The following is a 15,684-nucleotide window of genomic DNA, read 5'->3' on the forward strand; positions in this document are numbered from 1 at the left end:
TTTTTATCCCCGTAGCGGAAGCTATCAGCTTCCATCAACCTTGATACTAAATTATCTTTCCTCAGGCGAAGCCGTACGAACCCCTCGCACTTTGTCATCCTGAGCGGAAAAGGTGACAGCCTTTTTCGCTCAGGATGACCAGTTGGGAGGAGAAGACCCAACCAGGGTTTACCCGCTCGACTACGACGGCAAAATCCGTTTTCACTCAGGGGGATTGTAGTTGGGTGGACTTCTTAGCCTTCGGCTCTGGAAGCAGATTGCTTCGTACATTTTATTTTACAAATAAAAAACCTTCTTAAATTGATATATCTCAACTTTAGAAGGTTTTGTTAGTAATATTAAATTAGTGTATGTAATTTACATAACTTGATTAAAAGTTTGCAATATATATTGAAATTTCGTAAGTTGCTCCGTCAACTGTCATTTTTACTGAAGCATATCCGATGGTTTTGTATTCTTTGTCTAAAAGATTTTCGTTGTGTTCTTTTGAGTTGCTCCATCTTTTGATGCAGTAATCATCTACATTTGTATAAGGTTTTTCATCAAAGTACTTACCCATTCTTAGATTTTCTGCGTATGTATCGTTGATGTTAGATGGACTATTGTGGTCAGCGTCACCAGTTTTGATGTATTTATTTAATTCTTCTACACATCTAGCCATAGCGATTTCGTTTAGTTCCTTGCTTTCTTTGATAGCTGGCATTCCTTTAGATTTTCTGTAATCGTTAAGTTTCTTGGTGAAATCCTTTGAATTTCCACAGAACATCTTTTTATCAGAGGTCTTTATAATAGCTTGCGCCTTTTTATTAATATCCTTATTTGCGTTTCCTGCTGCATAGATATTTAAAGGTAGGATAAAGATTGAAAGTATAATTGCGAATAATAATTTTTTGATATTTATATTTTTCATAAAAGCCTCCTAAATAATTTCGAATAGTTTTATTACGAAATAATTTGTTGAATAATTTTTAAATTTAAAATTATTTTTGTTTTAAAAAATTTGATGTAATAGTTGGCCAACTATTTAAAATCATTTAAAAAACTTTTTGTTTGTAATTGAATTATAACATCATAAAAAAATGAAATCAATGGAGAAAAAGGCTAAAATTAAAGTATACTAAAACTGTATAGGGCTGCATTTGACTCAATTTGCACTATATTAGTGTTTAATCTTACCTAAATTTTCAAGTATAACATAAATAAATATAAAGAATAACATATAGCCAAATAGTATACTTTACTTATTGAAAAATTTTCAAATGGCGATATTAAGCCATTTTTAAAAAGTCTAGTTTTTCAATATTAATTATTATTTTCTAAAGGGGACTAAAAACGTATAAATAGCAAGGTTTAATGGTTTTAATTACTAAAGTAAACCTATTTACTAAACGATAACTCAAATGTGAAAGTTTTGTGAAACTTCTTTCACAATCGCCTTTGTTGAAGTAAAATTTCCTTAATGTTACAATGAAATAAGTAATTGAGAAGAAAAACGGGAGGATATATGAACTGGTATAACAAAGAAGAAGATGAACTGGTCTCTTATTTTAAAACCGATTTAAAGAATGGACTTAAAAAAGAAGATATTGATCAGGCTCTTTCAAAATACGGAAAGAATGAGCTTAAGCAGGAGGCTAAGAAACCTTTTATAGAAAAGTTGAAGGATCAATTTTTAGATCCGATGATTATTATACTTATAATAGCATCTATTGTTTCTGCTTTTACTGGAGACAAGGTAGAGGCTGTCATAATTATAGCTATCGTTGTGGTTAATGCCATCCTTTCTCTTCTTCAAGAGGGAAGAGCGGAACAAGCCATTGAGGCTCTTCAAAAGATGAGCTCGCCCAAGGCTAAGGTCATAAGGAGCGGTCAACATCTAGAGGTTGAGTCTTCTAACTTAGTTCCGGGAGATTTGGTAATCTTAGAGACAGGAGATATCGTTCCTGCAGATTTAAGAATTATTGAAGCTTCTAATTTAAAGATAGACGAATCAAGTTTGACGGGAGAATCTGTTCCTGTTGACAAGAATAGCAAGACCATGGATGAAGCTGATGTGGGAATAGGAGATAGAGAAAATATCGCCCACTCAAGCACCATTGTTAGCTATGGTCGTGGTAGAGGGATCGTAATCGCTACGGGACACGACACTGAAATAGGTCACATAGCTACTTCTATTGCTCTAGTGGACAACGAAGCGACACCACTTCAAAAGAAGCTTGCAGGACTTTCTAAGACTTTAGGGATTTTAGTAATTGCCATTTGTGCAATTGTATTTGTGGTAGGTCTTCTATATAAGAATGAACCTCTTGAAATGTTTATGACTGCAATTGCTCTTGCTGTTGCTGCAGTGCCGGAAGGACTTCCAGCGATAGTAACCATAGTTCTATCCCTTGGTATGGGAAAAATGGCAGAGAAAAATGCAATAGTTAAGAAACTTCTTGCGGTAGAAACACTAGGTACGACCACTGTAATCTGTTCTGATAAGACTGGAACTCTTACACAAAATGAAATGACCGTAACCAAAGCCTATGTGGACGGTCTTGAAATAGATGTAACTGGAACTGGATATGCTCCTATTGGTGAACTTCTAGTTGGCAAGGAAAAAGTTTCTGAAATCCAAGACTTAAATGTGCTCACCCATATTGCAGGCTTAACCAACGACGCAAGACTTGTAGTAAATGGAGAGAATGTTGAAATCGCAGGAGATCCAACTGAGATTGCACTTTTAACCTTTGCAGAAAAACAAGATGTAAGCGTAGATAAATTAAACGGAACCTATAAGAGAATAGAAGAGATACCTTTTGATTCTGGAAGAAAGATGATGACTACCTTCCACAGATATCCAGACAACGTATATTCCTACACAAAAGGTGCTCCAGATATAATAATAAGACACTCAACTAAGATTTTATCCAATGGAAAGATCGTCGACTTCACAGACGAAAAGAAGAAGGAAGTCTTAGAAAAGAACAACGAGTTTGCAAGGTCAGCCCTAAGAGTTCTTGCTTATGCTTATAGAACTTTTGACGAAGTGCCAAGCGACACAAGTTCTGAAAATATTGAAAACGAAATGATCTTCGTAGGTTTGACTGGTATGATTGACCCGGCTAGACCAGAGGCGAAGGCAGCTATAAAAGAATGTAAAGAAGCAGGAATAATCCCTGTTATGATTACAGGAGACTACTTTGAAACCGGTCTTGCAATTGCAAAGAATCTTGGAATCGCTGAAGATGAATCTCAAGCAATAGTCGGAGCAGAACTAAATGACATGACTCCAGAAGAGATAAGAGAAGTTGTAAAGACCAAGAGAGTATTCACGAGAGTATCTCCAGAAAACAAAGTGCAGATTGTAACCGCGCTTAAAGAAAACGGACATATAACCGCCATGACAGGAGATGGTGTAAACGACGCACCAGCTATCAAACGTGCAGACATCGGTATCGCCATGGGAATAACAGGTACTGACGTTGCAAAAAATACTGCAGAAGTAATCTTAACTGACGACAACTTCGCAACCATTGTAAATGCAGTTGAAGAAGGAAGGGTAATCTATTCAAATATTAAGAAATTCGTATCCTACCTTCTATCATGTAATATAGGAGAAGTGCTTGTGGTATTAATTGCGATTCTTATGAATCTTCCAGTGCCACTACTTCCAATCCAACTACTATGGCTTAACCTTGTAACAGATGCTTTCCCAGCACTAGCACTTGGAGTTGAAAAAGGCGAAGAAAATATAATGCAAGAGCCACCGAGAGATCCTGCAGAACCAATCCTTGACCCAGAAATTAAAATCACAGTTATAGTTCAATCTATAGCAATAACCATCGCCACCCTTGGAGCATACCTAATCGGTATCAAGTGGCATGGACAAGAGGGAATCGGACTTGAATATGCAAGAACGATGGCATTTGCAACTCTTATAACTGCAGAACTTCTAAGATCATATTCATCAAGATCAATTAGGTACACCCTACTTCACATAGGACCATTTACCAATAAGAAACTAGTATGGGCAACAATGTTCTCATTTGCCTTAATGCTTGTGGTAATGTATGTACCAAACATAAGAGAATTATTTGAGCTTGACAGCATAGGAATGAATGAATGGATAGTAATCATAGTTGCGTCATTGATTCCTTTAGTACTTGGAGAAATTCAAAAAGTTTTAAGGTTTAAAAAATATCACGACGAGTTTGAAAGATAAAATACTAAGTCCTTGGAGAAATCCGAGGACTTTTTAATTGCAAAAGTTTAAACTTCCACCCAGAAAAATTTTAAAAAATATTTTAAGAATTAATTAAAAGATGATAAAATTAAAGAGACAAAAATTAAAAAAGGAGAAAAAATGAAAAGTCTTTTGTGGAGGAAGTCCGAAAAATTAACTGCGCCTATTTCGGCGATAATGCTTTTTATATATGCTGCATCAACCGCATGTTTTGGAATTGTTTTAGGTAAACTTATAACTGCCATTTCGGAGCTTAACTTGGATGAAATGAAGATGTACATAATTTGGGCAGTAATACTTCAAATAGTTACATTTATAGCAGCCTATACAGGAAGAGGAGCGATGATTTCCTATTCCTTAGAAAAGATAATAAATCTAAAGAATAGAATATTTTACAGTGCAATGGGCGAGCCTCGTGGAGTTAGCGTTGACTTGGCGGACTTTACAACCAAAATAAATACAGTATACAACGATTACTACTTAGCAAAATGGAAAATTTTAGAGCATTTTCTATTATCTTTATGTGCAATGGCGGGAATCGTATATATTGACTGGATTATGTTATTAGTTGCGATAGCTTCATCACTAATTCCTATGGGAATACCATTTTTATTTGGAAAAAAACTTGAAAAACGCTCTGTAAAGTATAATGACGCATCAAATAGCTATTTAAATTTTGTAACGGATACACTAAGGGGCAGACTTGAAATTTTAAAGAATGATGTAGTACCTATCTATGACAAGAAACATAGAAACGAAAATATAAATTTCGAAGAGACACATTTTGATAACTTAGATCTCCAAAATCTATCGAGATACGTAGTAGAATTGGTGGGAGGAGGCTCCTTCTGCATACTATTTGCAATAGGTGGGCTACTGGTTTATAAAAATAGAATTGAAGTAGGAGGAATCATCGCATGTATTCAGTTATTTAACTATTTAATAAATCCGATTCTAACTATTTCAAACCTCATGAACTTATTAAAAGGTTCTAAACCTATCCATGATGAATTAACTGAAAAGGCCAAGGAAAAAGAAAAAGTCGATATAAATTCGCTAGAAGATTTAGATAGTGGAAATATGGAGCTAAGAAACATTTCCTTCAAGTACAAAGAAGGCCAAGAAGATGTGGTGAAGGATTTCTCTGTAATTTTTAAAGACAAGGGCAAATATTTAATAGTGGGTAGGAGTGGTTCTGGAAAATCCACCCTTGCGAAGCTGATGACTGGAGAAATCAAACCAAGTGCAGGAAATATATTCTTAAATGGCAAGGATCTTTCAAATTATTCTGACAATGAGGCTCTAAAATATATTCAATATATAGATCAAAACAGTTATCTATTTAAAGACACCATCGAAAACAATATAACCCTTTATAGAGATGTGGATGGAGGTAAGATTTCTTCTTTAAAGAACAATCTTTCTATAGAAAATCTCCACTTCGATGACATAATCAGCGACGAGCTGGGACTATCTGGAGGACAGAAATCCCGTATCAATATTGCAAGATCACTGATCAAGTCTTCTCCAATCTATATATTTGACGAGCCAACAGCAGCCTTAGACCACGACACAGCGACTTCTGTTATGAAGTATCTTCTAGATATAGATAAAACGATAATCATAATCTCCCACATGAACGACGAGAATATAATAGAGTTGTTTGACGAAGTTATAGATTTAAATACAATGAAACACAAAAACTAAAATCAAACAAAAAGAGATATTCGAAGATGAATATCTCTTTTTTTTATTCTTTAATTTCGATTTCTGGGTTTTCTAGTTTTAAAAGTGAAAGTTTCTTGTCGATTCCTCCTGCAAATCCTGTGAGTTTCTTATCCTTTCCAATGACTCTATGGCAGGGAATGATGATCCAAATTGGATTCTTACCAAGTGCCATGCCAACAGACCTCATGGATTTGGGATTACCAATTGAGCTTGCAATCCCTCCATAGGTTTTGGTGCTGCCGTATGGAATTTTTAAAGTCTCTTCATATACTTTTTTCTGAAAATCTGTGCCAGTTAATTTAATCGGGATATTAAACGTCTTTCTACTTCCGTTTAAATATTCTTTAATCTGAGATTTAACTTTCTTAGAAGTTTTATTTTCACACTCTCTATGAATTTTTTCTGAAACGAGTTTAAGACCAATTAAAGATTCATCTTCACAGATTATTTCCATAAGTCCAAGAGTTGTTTCTAGGTAGTCGTAGTTACTCATTCCACTCAACTACAATCTGTACATCTTTTGTAGCAACACCTGTGAAGCTATCGTTTATAAAATCGACATTTTTCTCTGCGCCATTTACAACGAATTTTTTTAGTTCTACTCCAGCAGGAGGATTGAGTTTTACAGTGTATCTTTCACCGATCTTAACCATATCTCTTTCTACTCTTGCGTACTTGCCGATGATTTCGATATGAGCCATCTCGTTTGACTCTTTCTTCATGATGATGGTGACATTCTTATCTCTGCCATCTATTTCTACAAAAGTCTTTTCGCTTTTGTATCCATTGTAATTTACATTTAGAAGGTACTTTCCATTTTTAAGTGTAGATTTATTTACGAATGGATTTTGATTTATAGTTAGAGCTGCTCCGTAGATAGGCTTGCCGTCTTCGGAATAGACATCCACATTTAAATAGAATTCATCTCTCTTAGTATTTCTAAGGATATAATTATCTATTTCTTTTTCAATTGCGATCATCTCTGAAAGATCATTTCTATTTGCAATATCTTCTGCCTTTGAAAGAAGTCTCTTCATGTTTTCGTCTTCATTTCTTAGGTAGTTATAATTTTCTATTAAATATTTTAGTTTCTTTCTTTGATTTTCTGTAGCTTCTGTTATGAAACTCTTGCTCTTTTCATCTTCTGTTATTATTCCAACGGTTTCGATAGGTTTTACCTTTCTCTTTAGGTATCCTTCCTTTAAGACTTTTTTGCAAAGAGTCGCAACTTCGCCACGGGATATATATCTTTCTCCTCTGAAGGATCTGTCCTTGTATCCGTTGAAAAATCCTGGAAGAAGTTTTAAGGCTTCTTTAAGTTCATCGTCCATAAATCCGATGTCACTATATTGGATGACTTCACCAGAGTTCATAAATGCTTTTGAAAACATGATTGCGAAGTCGCGTCTATTCATAAATTCTTGAGGTTTGAAGAAATTGCTATCTGTAATATATCCTAAGTTTACCGCAGATTTAATGCTTCTATAAAACCAGTCTCTTTCTGAAACATCCAAGAAATGGATTGGAACTTCACCATCTTGTGCCTGGGTGAGCTTTGTAAGAATCATGACCGCTTCGCTTCGTTTTACGAATTTATCCGGTTCAAAAGTCTTGTTTGGATAGCCAACCATTATATTCTCGTTGGTTACATAGTCGATGCTATCCTTTGCCCAATGTCTATCTGTATCACGATATGTACTTGCATATGTATTTATAAAAATTAAATAAAAAACAATTAAAATGGTAAATTTTTTCATTTTATCACCTAGTACTATATTAACTGTTTTTTTCGTCAAAATCAAATAAATGAAGTTTTCAAAAATCTATTGTAATTGTAAAAAATTTATACTTTAACTTGACGGAATCCGTCAGTAGTTCTAACATAGTATTGGAACAAGGAGGTATATATGTCAGTTATTGATGAATTAAAATCACAACTTAAAGGAAAGGGCGCTAAAATTGTCCTACCTGAAGGAGAAGATGAAAGAGTACTAGGAGCAGCTAATAGCCTAGCAAAAGAAGGAATTGTTGAACCAATCGTACTTGGTAAGAGAGCAGAAGTTGAAAAGACAGCTAAAGAATTAGGAATTGACCTAAGCGCTTTTAATTTTATAGACCCAGAAGAATCTATTACAGATGAAATGGTAGCTTCTTTAGTTGAAAGAAGAAAAGGTAAATTAAACGAAGAAGAAGCAAGAGAAACTCTAAAGAATCCAAACTATTTCGGAACTATGATGATCTACATGGAAAAGGCAGATGGAATGGTAAGTGGAGCAGTGCATACCACAGGAGATACTGTAAGACCAGCTCTTCAAATTATAAAGACCAAGGAAGGATTCAAGAGAGTATCCGGAGCATTCTTAATGCTTAGAGACAACGAAAAATATCTATTCGCCGACTGCGCAATAAATATAGATATAGACTCAGAAGGACTTGCAGAAGTTGCAGAACTTTCTGATAAAACTGCAAAACAATTCGGAATCGACGCTAAGATTGCTATGCTATCATTCTCAACAAAAGGTTCAGCTAAGGCAGAACAAGTTGACAAGGTTAGAATTGCAACTGAAATGGTAAAAAAAGACTATCCAGAAATCGTAATCGACGGAGAATTACAATTTGACGCAGCATTCGACCCAGTTACTGCTAAGAAGAAAGCACCTGATTCAAAAGTAGCAGGCCATGCAAATGTATTTATATTCCCATCACTTGAAGCAGGAAATATCGGATACAAAATGGCTCAAAGATTCGGTGGATTCAAGGCAGTAGGACCTATTTTACAAGGTTTAAATAAGCCAGTTAACGATCTATCCCGTGGATGCGTTGAAAAAGAAGTAGAAGATTTAGTAATCATAACAGCAGCTCAAGCATATCTATAAAAAATTATTTGAGTTTTTTATATATTTAATGTATAATAAACGATGAAAAGCCGAAAGGCAACCTTTTCTACGAGAGGAGGGAAACTATGTCAGAAATAAGAGTTGGAGAAAATGAATCTCTAGATAACGCCCTTAAAAGATTTAAGAGACAATGTGCTACTAATGGAGTGCTAAAAGAAGTTAGAAAGAGAGAACATTACGAAAAACCAAGCGTAAGAAGAAAGAAAAAATCTGAAGAAGCGCGTAGAAAGAAATTTAAAAGATACTAAAGAAGGTGCAGTATGTCAATAAAAGAAAAGCTTATGCAGGACTTAAAAGCTGCAATGAAATCTCATGACAAGATAAAAAAGGACACCATCACCATGGTGCGCGCTGCCATCAAACAGATTGAAGTCGACAAGAGAGTTGATCTTTCCGACGAAGAAGTTATAGACATAATTTCCAAACAATATAAAGAAAGAGTATCTTCAATTGACGAGTTTAAACGTGGCGGTAGAGATGATTTAGTCGCTCAAACAGAAGAAGAAATAAAAATAATTCTCGAGTACCTACCAAAGCAATTAACAGATGAAGAATTAGAAGATATAATTAAAGAAGCCATCGAAAAACTATCCATCACATCTAAGAAACAAATTGGCGAACTTATGAAAGAAGTTATGCCTAAGATAAAAGGAAAAGCCGATGGGAAAAAAGTAAATTCCATTGCTTCTAAGTATTTAAATTAAGCCTAGGATTTCCTAAGGCTTTTTTTTCTAAGGAGATCTTATGAAAAAGCTAAAATATTTAATCATTATTATTCTCATGATGTTTATCTCTGTCCATGCAAAAGAAGCTGTGGTTATAGATATAAGTGGAGAAATAAACGAAGCTACACTTATGAATACGAAGCGCGCGTTGAAATCTGGATCCGAAAATAAAAAAAATGTAGTATTTAAAATATCTTCAAAAGGTGGTTCCACCAAGGCAGCATTTGATATTGCAAATTTAATTTTAAATTCCAATTCCAATACTATTGCCTATTGTGAAGAACCTACTGAGGCAGAATCTACCATCATTGCTCTAAGCTGTGACAAGATTTATCTAAATCAGAGCGCGGCAATAGGAAATATAAATAAGAATTTAAAAGATAATTCCAAGAATTTAAACGAATTTCTATCTAGAGTTGAAAAAAAGAAGGGAATCAGCAAAGATTCATTGGATATGCTTAAAAAACCAGTAGGTAAGAATACTTCCAAGAATGTACCTGAGATTTTAATAAGTTCAAACCATGCTCTAGACTATGGAGTATCCGATGGAACTGTAAAAGATTTAAAAAATGTATTGGAACTTGAAAATATTTCATCTACTGAAGATTATAGGGAGCCACAGGAGATTAGACTGCTTAACCTCATTTCAAATAGGTATGTAAGCACAGCTATCTTGACCATAGCTCTAGTTGCTATGATCATAGAAGTATTTAGCCCTGGGTTTGGATTCTTTGGGACCCTTTCAATACTATTATTTATAGTATTTTTTGTGGGAAATATAATTATCACAGAGTCGAGTGTATATGTCGCACTTTTATTTATGGTGGGAATTGCACTTATACTTATTGAAGCAGTGATACCAGGATTTGGAATCTGCGGCATAATGGGAATCATTCTTTCTGTAGCGGGAGTAATCCTTGCCATGGGAAGTTTTGAAAGAGGACTCGTGCCTACCGCATCAGCTATGATTGTAGGGATATTTGCAACGAATATAATGATAAAGAGAGGAATGAAGTCAGAGTTTTTACAAAAGATTTCTTTAAACGATTCTCTAACATCTACCAAGGGATACCTATCAGTGGATAGACCAGATGTCAGCGTAGGAGATGTGGGATACACTCTCACACCTTTAAAACCTACAGGATTTATCTTTATCGAAGGGGCAAAACTCGAAGCAATCTCTGAAGATGGAATGATAGAACATGGAGAGAAAATCGTCGTGTCAAAAGTTGACGGATCAAAAGTAATAGTTAGGAGATAAAAAAATGGATGGAAGTATATTATCTAATATTTTAAGCGGAGGAATAGTAGTAGCAGTAATAATATTTCTAATATTATTCTTTTCATTTGTGCCGGTTGGACTATGGATTACAGCATATTTTTCAGGAGTAAAGATTAGAATCTCAACACTTATTGGAATGAAACTAAGAAGAGTAAGTCCTAGAAAAATCGTAATACCAATGATAAAAGCAACCAAAGCAGGACTTGATTTAAAAATAGAAAATCTAGAAGCCCATTACTTAGCAGGAGGAAATGTAAACACTCTAGTAGATGCTTTAATAGCATCAGAAAGAGCAAATATTCCACTACAATTTGAAAGAGGAGCAGCAATAGACCTAGCAGGTAGAAATGTACTTGAAGCGGTACAAGTATCTGTAAATCCAAAGGTAATTGAAACTCCAAACATATCTGCAGTTGCCCAAGACGGTATCGAAGTGGTAGTAAAAGCAAAGGTAACCGTAAGAGCAAACATAGAAAGACTTGTAGGAGGAGCTGGAGAAGAAACTATAATTGCAAGGGTAGGAGAAGGAATTGTAACCACAGTAGGTTCATCTATGTCTTACAAAAACGTTCTTGAAAATCCAGATTCAATTTCAAGAGTAGTACTAGAAAAAGGTCTAGATTCAGGAACAGCATTTGAAATATTATCAATTGACATCGCTGATGTGGACGTAGCTAGAAATATAGGTGCGAGACTTCAAACAGATCAAGCAGAAGCAGATAAGAGAATCGCAGAAGCAAAAGCATCCGAAAGACGCGCAATGGCACTTGCCCGTGAACAAGAAATGAAAGCAGAAGTTGAAGCCATGAGAGCGAAGGTTGTAGAAGCGGAATCTCAAGTACCACTAGCAATTGCAGAAGCTTTCAAAGAAGGAAATCTAGGTGTAATGGATTACTATAAAATGCAAAATATAGAATCCGATACAGATATGAGAAAGGCAATTGCAAAACCAAAAGAAAATAAAAATCTCAAAAAAGAAAATTAAAAAAATAGACAGGCGTTTAAAAAGATAACACGATTATCAATTAGACGCCTGTTATATTTTTTGAGTTTGGGTATAATAAAAGAGAAAGGTATAAATTTTTAGGAGGTTATTATGAAATCATTAAAAGGAACAAAAACAGCTAAAAATCTTATGATGTCATTTGCTGGTGAATCACAAGCAACCATGAGATATAAATATTACGCAAAGGTAGCAGACAAAGAAAAATATATTCAAATCAGAGATATTTTTGAAGAAACTGCAAGAAACGAAGAACAACACGCAAAGAGATTCTACAGATTCTTACAAAAGGATTTCTTTGACGAAGAAATCGAAGTTGTACAAAGCTTCCCAGTTCATCTAGATGAAAAGAAAGGAACACTTTCTAACTTAAAGGCAGCTGCAGCAGGAGAAGAATTTGAACATACAGAAATGTATCCAGAATTTGCAAAGATTGCAAAAGAAGAAGGATTCGACGAAATTGCCGTTGCATTCACAGAAATCGGTGAAGTAGAAGAAGCTCATGACAAGAGATACAGAGCTCTTATCAAAAACATCGAAGAAGACAAAGTATTTAAAAAAGACGAAGTAGTTCTATGGCACTGCCTAAACTGCGGATATATTCATGAAGGCAAAGAAGCTCCAGAAGTATGTCCAGCATGTCTACATCCACAAGGATTCTTCGAAGTATACTCAGAAATTAAATAATTTAATTTAATTAAGAACAAAAATTATTTAAAAATTATAAAGACTTCCATAGGGGAGTCTTTATTTTTTTTACTTAATTTAATTTTAAAATGGTATAAAAAATAGCATTCTTAGGCGAAAGTAGTACTTTTCCTTTTATTAAGAATACAGTAGTGTTATAATGATTGTGACTAAAATAAAATTACTAGGCAGGCGATTAGCCTGTTTTATTTAATGATATAAATTTTTATTTTGAAATAATTACGCAAAACTTTTAGGAGGAAATATGAAAGCTTTAGTTGTAGGTGCTGGAAAACTCGGTTATAGACTTGCAGCTGCACTTATAGATGAAAATTATGAAGTAACCGTAGTTGATAATGATGAAGCTGTAATTAAAAATATTCAAAATTCTCTAGACGTACTTAGCATCTGTGCAAATGCGCTTGATTTTGGTGTGCTCGAAGAACTGGATATTTCTAAATTTGACTATGTACTTGCCACTACTACAAATGATGAGGCAAATGTAATACTTTGTACAATTTCCAAAAAACTCGGTGCAAAATATGCCATTGCAAGGGTAAGAGATCCAGAATATATAAAGCATCTTGGATTTATTTCTAAAGAACTTGAAATAGATAAAATTATCAATCCAGATTTTGCCACTGCAAGGTCCATAGTTAAGTATCTCATGAAGAGATACCAACTTTATTCCAGCGAATTTGCAGGTGGGAAAGTATCCCTAGTTGAATTTAATATCGGTACTGATCCAAACTTCATCGGCAAAAGAATTATGGATATTGAAAATATAAATGATCTTTTGATTTCTGCAATTTCAAGAAGTGGAGAAGCAATCATTCCGAACGGTCGTACTGTGCTCGAAGAAAATGACGTAATAATCTTGGCTGGAAAATCTGAAAATATAGAGATCTTTGACAAAGAACACACAGGAGTTAAGAAGACGAGATCCCTTAGAAGTACCATGATTCTCGGCGGTGGAAAGACTGGTCTATACCTTGCCATGCTTCTTTTAAATGAAAATATAGATGTGACCATAGTTGAACTAAATAGGGAAAGATGTCTTGAGTTAAAGGAAATGATTCCTGATGCAGAAGTTATAAACGGAGACGGAACAGACATTGCAATCCTAGAAGAAGAAATGGTTCACACCTACGATTCATTTGTTGCTGCAACCGGTATTGATGAGGCAAACTTACTTATGAGTCTTGTGGCGAAACAGACTGGAATTTATAAATCCGTTGCTAAGATTTCAAGAACCAACTACGACAAGGTCTTGGATAAACTCGATATAGATGCAGTGTTTAATACTTCCTATATCACTGCAGCGGAAATTTTGAGAGAAATAAGGGGCAAGAGTTCCCTTTCACTTCATCTACTACTAAATGGACAGGTGGAATGTATTGAACTTATCATAAAAGAAAGACAATTGGTCTGTGGCAAAGCTCTTGAAGAATTGAACCTTCCTGAGGGTGTGCTTATCATCGCAGTTATAAGAAATAACGAGATGATAGTTCCAAATGGTAAGACTGTATTGGAATCAGGAGATAGAATAGTTTTATTTGCTATGCACCAAGTTGCACCTAAGATGCAAAAGATTTTTTCTTCCGAAGGAAAGATAAAGGATGCAATCAATTCTTTGATGAATAGAGGATTAGCAGATGAATTATAAACTTATTTCAAAGATACTTGGCTATATTTTAATAATAGAGACGGCATTTATGGCGCCATCTCTTCTACTTAGTTTGGTGGATAGAGATGGAAGTTATAATGGTTTTATAATCCCAATGGCAATTTCTTTGGTCTTGGGATTAATTTTAATTAATCTAAATACAAAGAAGAAGTCTCTTTCACCTAGAGATGGAATTTTAATCGTAACCGCTTCGTGGATACTCGTTTCCCTTGTAGGAGCAATTCCACTTTTTATATCTGCACATATGACCTACATCGATTCATTTTTTGAAATTGTATCAGGATTTACTACCACAGGTGCGACGGTTATCTCTGGAATAGAATCATATCCAAGATCTGTAATCTTTTGGAGATCTATAACCCACTGGATTGGCGGTATGGGAATACTTGTATTTACAGTTGGACTACTTCCAAAACTTGGAGTCGGTGGATTTCAAATTTTTAAGGCGGAATCTCCGGGACCAGTTGCAGGAAAGATCGAGTCCACCATTTCTCAATCATCAAAGAGACTATATATAATATATATTATTTTATCTGCAGCACTTTTTATTTGCTTAAAGATTGCAGGTATGCCAGTGTTCGATTCATTGGTCCACACCTTTGGTGTGCTTGGCACAGGAGGATTCTCATCTTATAACGATTCCTTTATGTCCTATCCAGGAAATGCCGTGCACTTCATACTTGCGTTATTTATGTTTTTAAGTGCGACAAACTTTACAATTTACGCACTTATAACGAGAAAAAAATATAAAGAAATTTTGCAAAATGACGAACTAAAGCTTTGGATTATAATTACCTTAGGTGCCATTACACTTATAACCATAGATTTATTTTCAAAAGGTTATCCGTCACTACTTTTAGCTTTTAGAGACTCAGCCTTTCAAGTAACATCCATATCCTCTACATCTGGATTTGCAAATGCAGACTATGATATTTGGCCAAGTTTTTCTAAATTTATCTTGCTTATACTTATGATATTTGGAGGATGCGCAGGTTCAACAGGCGGAGGAATCAAGGTGACGAGGATCTCTATTCTATTAAAATTAATAAAGAGAGAAATGAAAAAGGCGACCCATCCAAAGGCGGTCATCCCAGTTATAACAGACGGGAAAGTTCTATCTGATGAAGTTGTGCTTGGAATAAATGCATATCTTGGTACTTATTTTGTAATAGCGTTAATATCTACTGGAATCGTAACACTTTCTGGAGTAGATTTAATAACTGGATTTTCTTCCGTTGCAACTACACTTTCAAATGTTGGACCAGGATTTGGAAAAATAGGTCCGACGAAAAATTTTGCCTTTTATAGCGACTTTTTCAAAATATATTTCAGTGGACTTATGTTACTAGGAAGACTTGAGTTCTTTACGATTTTGGCACTATTTACAAGAAGTAGACATAGAAAGGACATCATTAAATTATAAATAAAAAAACGCGTTCAGAAAAAT

At 34.8% G+C, this 15,684-nt stretch carries 13 protein-coding genes; 10 read left to right on the plus strand and 3 right to left on the minus strand.

All coding sequences use genetic code 11. The annotated features are described in order from the left end of the window. Positions 1 to 370: 370 nt before the first annotated feature. Positions 371 to 910 (minus strand): CAP domain-containing protein, encoded by a 540-nt coding sequence (locus HMPREF9225_RS03650; protein ID WP_008901593.1) that lies wholly within the window; start codon positions 908 to 910, stop codon positions 371 to 373. A gap of 594 nt (positions 911 to 1,504) precedes the next feature. On the opposite strand from HMPREF9225_RS03650, the gene HMPREF9225_RS03655 reads away from it, so the two are divergent. Continuing rightward, a complete protein-coding gene (locus HMPREF9225_RS03655) occupies positions 1,505 to 4,207 on the plus strand; it encodes a calcium-translocating P-type ATPase, PMCA-type (RefSeq protein ID WP_008901594.1) in 2,703 nt (900 codons plus the stop codon). Between the two features lie 141 nt (positions 4,208 to 4,348). Then, positions 4,349 to 5,935 carry an ABC transporter ATP-binding protein gene (locus tag HMPREF9225_RS03660; RefSeq protein ID WP_008901595.1) on the plus strand — a complete coding sequence of 529 codons (1,587 nt, stop codon included), beginning with the start codon at positions 4,349 to 4,351 and terminating at the stop codon, positions 5,933 to 5,935. Between the two features lie 43 nt (positions 5,936 to 5,978). Here HMPREF9225_RS03660 and HMPREF9225_RS03665 read toward each other — a convergent pair whose 3' ends face one another. Further along, positions 5,979 to 6,449: a methylated-DNA--[protein]-cysteine S-methyltransferase gene (locus tag HMPREF9225_RS03665; protein WP_008901596.1), complete on the minus strand. Its 471-nt coding sequence runs from the start codon at positions 6,447 to 6,449 to the stop codon at positions 5,979 to 5,981. Beyond that, positions 6,442 to 7,713 carry an S-layer homology domain-containing protein gene (locus HMPREF9225_RS03670; protein ID WP_040551302.1) on the minus strand — a complete coding sequence of 424 codons (1,272 nt, stop codon included), beginning with the start codon at positions 7,711 to 7,713 and terminating at the stop codon, positions 6,442 to 6,444. Before HMPREF9225_RS03670 ends, HMPREF9225_RS03665 begins: the two co-directional genes overlap by 8 nt. Before the next feature lie 150 nt (positions 7,714 to 7,863). On the opposite strand from HMPREF9225_RS03670, the gene pta reads away from it, so the two are divergent. The 8 genes from pta to HMPREF9225_RS03710 all read left to right on the plus strand — a co-directional run bounded on the left by pta (position 7,864) and on the right by HMPREF9225_RS03710 (position 15,660). Then, positions 7,864 to 8,832 (plus strand): phosphate acetyltransferase, encoded by a 969-nt coding sequence (gene pta / locus HMPREF9225_RS03675; RefSeq protein ID WP_008901598.1) that lies wholly within the window; start codon positions 7,864 to 7,866, stop codon positions 8,830 to 8,832. Positions 8,833 to 8,918: 86 nt separating this feature from the next. After that, a complete protein-coding gene (gene rpsU, locus HMPREF9225_RS03680) occupies positions 8,919 to 9,101 on the plus strand; it encodes a 30S ribosomal protein S21 (RefSeq protein ID WP_008901599.1) in 183 nt (60 codons plus the stop codon). A gap of 12 nt (positions 9,102 to 9,113) precedes the next feature. Next, positions 9,114 to 9,557: a GatB/YqeY domain-containing protein gene (locus HMPREF9225_RS03685; RefSeq protein WP_008901600.1), complete on the plus strand. Its 444-nt coding sequence runs from the start codon at positions 9,114 to 9,116 to the stop codon at positions 9,555 to 9,557. 40 nt (positions 9,558 to 9,597) lie between these two features. After that, complete coding sequence (locus tag HMPREF9225_RS03690) at positions 9,598 to 10,839, plus strand: NfeD family protein (RefSeq protein WP_008901601.1); 1,242 nt, start codon at positions 9,598 to 9,600, stop codon at positions 10,837 to 10,839. A 4-nt stretch (positions 10,840 to 10,843) separates the two neighbouring features. Beyond that, positions 10,844 to 11,845, plus strand: coding sequence for a flotillin-like protein FloA (gene floA, locus HMPREF9225_RS03695; RefSeq protein WP_008901602.1), 1,002 nt, complete (start codon positions 10,844 to 10,846; stop codon positions 11,843 to 11,845). A gap of 111 nt (positions 11,846 to 11,956) precedes the next feature. After that, positions 11,957 to 12,550: a rubrerythrin gene (gene rbr, locus HMPREF9225_RS03700; protein WP_008901603.1), complete on the plus strand. Its 594-nt coding sequence runs from the start codon at positions 11,957 to 11,959 to the stop codon at positions 12,548 to 12,550. Between the two features lie 265 nt (positions 12,551 to 12,815). Continuing rightward, a complete protein-coding gene (gene trkA / locus HMPREF9225_RS03705) occupies positions 12,816 to 14,216 on the plus strand; it encodes a Trk system potassium transporter TrkA (RefSeq protein WP_008901604.1) in 1,401 nt (466 codons plus the stop codon). Beyond that, the gene (locus tag HMPREF9225_RS03710) at positions 14,206 to 15,660 is read left to right on the plus strand and encodes a TrkH family potassium uptake protein (RefSeq protein ID WP_008901605.1); all 1,455 of its coding nucleotides are present in this window, start codon (positions 14,206 to 14,208) and stop codon (positions 15,658 to 15,660) included. Before trkA ends, HMPREF9225_RS03710 begins: the two co-directional genes overlap by 11 nt. Positions 15,661 to 15,684: the final 24 nt, after the last annotated feature.

Source organism: Peptoniphilus duerdenii ATCC BAA-1640, assembly GCF_000146345.1.
Taxonomy (GTDB): Bacteria; Bacillota; Clostridia; order Tissierellales; family Peptoniphilaceae; genus Peptoniphilus_B; species Peptoniphilus_B duerdenii.

Bases quoted from the DNA above. Each gene is read 5' to 3' on its own strand.
- HMPREF9225_RS03670 (WP_040551302.1), bottom strand. From the start codon at position 7,713: ATGAAAAAATTTACCATTTTAATTGTTTTTTATTTAATTTTTATAAAT.
- HMPREF9225_RS03660 (WP_008901595.1), top strand. From the start codon at position 4,349: ATGAAAAGTCTTTTGTGGAGGAAGTCCGAAAAATTAACTGCGCCTATT.
- trkA (WP_008901604.1), top strand. From the start codon at position 12,816: ATGAAAGCTTTAGTTGTAGGTGCTGGAAAACTCGGTTATAGACTTGCA.
- HMPREF9225_RS03690 (WP_008901601.1), top strand. From the start codon at position 9,598: ATGAAAAAGCTAAAATATTTAATCATTATTATTCTCATGATGTTTATC.
- HMPREF9225_RS03685 (WP_008901600.1), top strand. From the start codon at position 9,114: ATGTCAATAAAAGAAAAGCTTATGCAGGACTTAAAAGCTGCAATGAAA.
- pta (WP_008901598.1), top strand. From the start codon at position 7,864: ATGTCAGTTATTGATGAATTAAAATCACAACTTAAAGGAAAGGGCGCT.
- HMPREF9225_RS03710 (WP_008901605.1), top strand. From the start codon at position 14,206: ATGAATTATAAACTTATTTCAAAGATACTTGGCTATATTTTAATAATA.
- HMPREF9225_RS03655 (WP_008901594.1), top strand. From the start codon at position 1,505: ATGAACTGGTATAACAAAGAAGAAGATGAACTGGTCTCTTATTTTAAA.
- HMPREF9225_RS03665 (WP_008901596.1), bottom strand. From the start codon at position 6,449: ATGAGTAACTACGACTACCTAGAAACAACTCTTGGACTTATGGAAATA.
- HMPREF9225_RS03650 (WP_008901593.1), bottom strand. From the start codon at position 910: ATGAAAAATATAAATATCAAAAAATTATTATTCGCAATTATACTTTCA.
- rpsU (WP_008901599.1), top strand. From the start codon at position 8,919: ATGTCAGAAATAAGAGTTGGAGAAAATGAATCTCTAGATAACGCCCTT.
- floA (WP_008901602.1), top strand. From the start codon at position 10,844: ATGGATGGAAGTATATTATCTAATATTTTAAGCGGAGGAATAGTAGTA.
- rbr (WP_008901603.1), top strand. From the start codon at position 11,957: ATGAAATCATTAAAAGGAACAAAAACAGCTAAAAATCTTATGATGTCA.